The sequence below is a fragment of the Streptomyces sp. NPDC051018 genome (assembly GCF_044456085.1).
GTDB lineage: Bacteria > Actinomycetota > Actinomycetes > Streptomycetales > Streptomycetaceae > Streptomyces.
Genome location: NZ_JBITFN010000043.1, coordinates 1,769 through 5,231 on the forward strand (window position 1 = coordinate 1,769; position 3,463 = coordinate 5,231).

General features: G+C 57.3%; 1 rRNA gene. It reads left to right on the forward strand.

The features are described 5' to 3' along the window. The first annotated feature begins 284 nt into the window (after positions 1-284). Positions 285-3,416: ribosomal RNA gene (locus ACIBCM_RS35175) — 23S ribosomal RNA — on the forward strand. Positions 3,417-3,463 lie beyond the last annotated feature (47 nt).

Below are 3,463 nucleotides of genomic sequence, written 5' to 3' on the forward strand. Positions count from 1 at the left end.
AGTGTCCGGTGCTGGTTGCTCATGGGTGGAACGTTGACTATTCGGTCTCTTCGGGGTCCGGGATGTTCTGTTAGTACTGCACCTTCATTTTTTGGGGGTGCGTGGAACGCGGGGATCCTGGTCCTGGTGGGCCGGGCACGCTGTTGGGTGTCTGAGGGCACGGGCTGTTGAGTCTGGTTTGTGTCTTCGGTTGCCGGCCCCGGTGAACTCGCCCCTGTTTGTGGGGTGGGGTGGTGGGTGGTTGGTCGTTGTTTGAGAACTGCACAGTGGACGCGAGCATCTGTGGCCAAGTTTTTAAGGGCGCACGGTGGATGCCTTGGTACCAGGAACCGATGAAGGACGTGGGAGGCCGCGATAGTCCCCGGGGAGTCGTCAACCAGGCTTTGATCCGGGGGTTTCCGAATGGGGAAACCCGGCAGTCGTCATGGGCTGTCACCCGTGCCTGAACACATAGGGCATGTGGAGGGAACGAGGGGAAGTGAAACATCTCAGTACCCTCAGGAAGAGAAAACAACAGTGATTCCGGGAGTAGTGGCGAGCGAAACCGGATGAGGCCAAACCGTATGTGTGTGATACCCGGCAGGGGTTGCGCATGCGGGGTTGTGGGATCTCTCTTTCACGGTCTGCCGGCTGTGAGACGAGTGAGAAACCGTTGATGTAGGCGAAGGACATGCGAAAGGTCCGGCGTAGAGGGTAAGACCCCCGTAGCTGAAACGTCAGCGGCTTGTTTGAGAGACACCCAAGTAGCACGGGGCCCGAGAAATCCCGTGTGAATCTGGCGGGACCACCCGTTAAGCCTAAATATTCCCTGGTGACCGATAGCGGATAGTACCGTGAGGGAATGGTGAAAAGTACCGCGGGAGCGGAGTGAAATAGTACCTGAAACCGTGTGCCTACAAGCCGTGGGAGCGTCGGGGGTCGGACATTTTTGTCCGGCTCCTCGTGACTGCGTGCCTTTTGAAGAATGAGCCTGCGAGTTTGCGGTGTGTTGCGAGGTTAACCCGTGTGGGGGAGCCGTAGCGAAAGCGAGTCCGAACAGGGCGTTTTAGTAGCATGCTCAAGACCCGAAGCGGAGTGATCTAGCCATGGGCAGGTTGAAGCGGCTGTAAGAGGTCGTGGAGGACCGAACCCACCAGGGTTGAAAACCTGGGGGATGACCTGTGGTTAGGGGTGAAAGGCCAATCAAACTCCGTGATAGCTGGTTCTCCCCGAAATGCATTTAGGTGCAGCGTCGTGTGTTTCTTGCCGGAGGTAGAGCACTGGATAGGCGATGGGCCCTACCGGGTTACTGACCTTAGCCAAACTCCGAATGCCGGTAAGTGAGAGCGCGGCAGTGAGACTGTGGGGGATAAGCTCCATGGTCGAGAGGGAAACAGCCCAGAGCATCGACTAAGGCCCCTAAGCGTACGCTAAGTGGGAAAGGATGTGGAGTCGCAGAGACAACCAGGAGGTTGGCTTAGAAGCAGCCATCCTTGAAAGAGTGCGTAATAGCTCACTGGTCAAGTGATTCCGCGCCGACAATGTAGCGGGGCTCAAGCGTACCGCCGAAGTCGTGTCATTGGCACATATACTCCTAACGGGGGTGCTGATGGGTAGGGGAGCGTCGTGTGCCGGGTGAAGCCGCCGCGTAAGCGAGTGGTGGATGGTTCACGAGTGAGAATGCAGGCATGAGTAGCGATACACACGTGGGAAACGTGTGCGCCGATTGACTAAGGGTTCCTGGGTCAAGCTGATCTGCCCAGGGTAAGTCGGGACCTAAGGCGAGGCCGACAGGCGTAGTCGATGGACAACCGGTTGATATTCCGGTACCCGCTTTGAAACGCCCAGTACTGAACCTTCTGATGCTAAGGCCGTGAAACCGCCGGGTGCGTCTTCGGACAAGCCCGGAGTGGTGGAGCCGCTGAACCGAGGTGGTAGTAGGTAAGTGATGGGGTGACGCAGGAAGGTAGTCCAGCCCGGGCGGTGGTTGTCCCGGGGTAAGGGTGTAGCCCGTGCGGTAGGTAAATCCGTCGCACACACGGGGTGAGACCTGATGCCGAGCCGATTGTGGTGAAGTGGATGATCCTATGCTGTCGAGAAAAGCCTCTAGCGAGTTTCATGGCGGCCCGTACCCTAAACCGACTCAGGTGGTCTGGTAGAGAATACCGAGGCGTTCGGGTGAACTATGGTTAAGGAACTCGGCAAAATGCCCCCGTAACTTCGGGAGAAGGGGGGCCACACCCGGTGATCCGATTTTCTCGGTGAGCTGGGGGTGGCCGCAGAGACCAGCGAGAAGCGACTGTTTACTAAAAACACAGGTCCGTGCGAAGCCGTAAGGCGATGTATACGGACTGACGCCTGCCCGGTGCTGGAACGTTAAGGGGACCGGTTAGTGATCTTTCGGGGTTGCGAAGCTGAGAACTTAAGCGCCAGTAAACGGCGGTGGTAACTATAACCATCCTAAGGTAGCGAAATTCCTTGTCGGGTAAGTTCCGACCTGCACGAATGGCGTAACGACTTCTCGACTGTCTCAACCATAGGCCCGGTGAAATTGCACTACGAGTAAAGATGCTCGTTTCGCGCAGCAGGACGGAAAGACCCCGGGACCTTTACTACAGTTTGATATTGGTGTTCGGTTCGGCTTGTGTAGGATAGGTGGGAGACTGTGAACTCTGGACGCCAGTTCAGGGGGAGTCGTTGTTGAAATACCACTCTGGTCGTGCTGGATGTCTAACCTGGGTCCGTGATCCGGATCAGGGACAGTGTCTGATGGGTAGTTTAACTGGGGCGGTTGCCTCCTAAAGGGTAACGGAGGCGCCCAAAGGTTCCCTCAGCCTGGTTGGTAATCAGGTGTTGAGTGTAAGTGCACAAGGGAGCTTGACTGTGAGACCGACGGGTCGAGCAGGGACGAAAGTCGGGACTAGTGATCCGGCGGTGGCTTGTGGAAGCGCCGTCGCTCAACGGATAAAAGGTACCCCGGGGATAACAGGCTGATCTTCCCCAAGAGTCCATATCGACGGGATGGTTTGGCACCTCGATGTCGGCTCGTCGCATCCTGGGGCTGGAGTCGGTCCCAAGGGTTGGGCTGTTCGCCCATTAAAGCGGTACGCGAGCTGGGTTTAGAACGTCGTGAGACAGTTCGGTCCCTATCCGCTGTGCGCGTAGGAGTCTTGAGAAGGGCTGTCCCTAGTACGAGAGGACCGGGACGGACGAACCTCTGGTGTGCCAGTTGTTCTGCCAAGGGCATGGCTGGTTGGCTACGTTCGGGAGGGATAACCGCTGAAAGCATCTAAGCGGGAAGCCTGCTTCGAGATGAGGACTCCCACCCCCGTTTGAGGGGTTAAGGCTCCCAGGAGACGACTGGGTTGATAGGCCGGATCTGGAAGCCAGGTAACTGGTGGAGGTGACCGGTACTAATAGGCCGAGGGCTTGTCCTCAGTTGCTCGCGTCCACTGTGTCAGTTCTGAAACCACGAACAACCCCC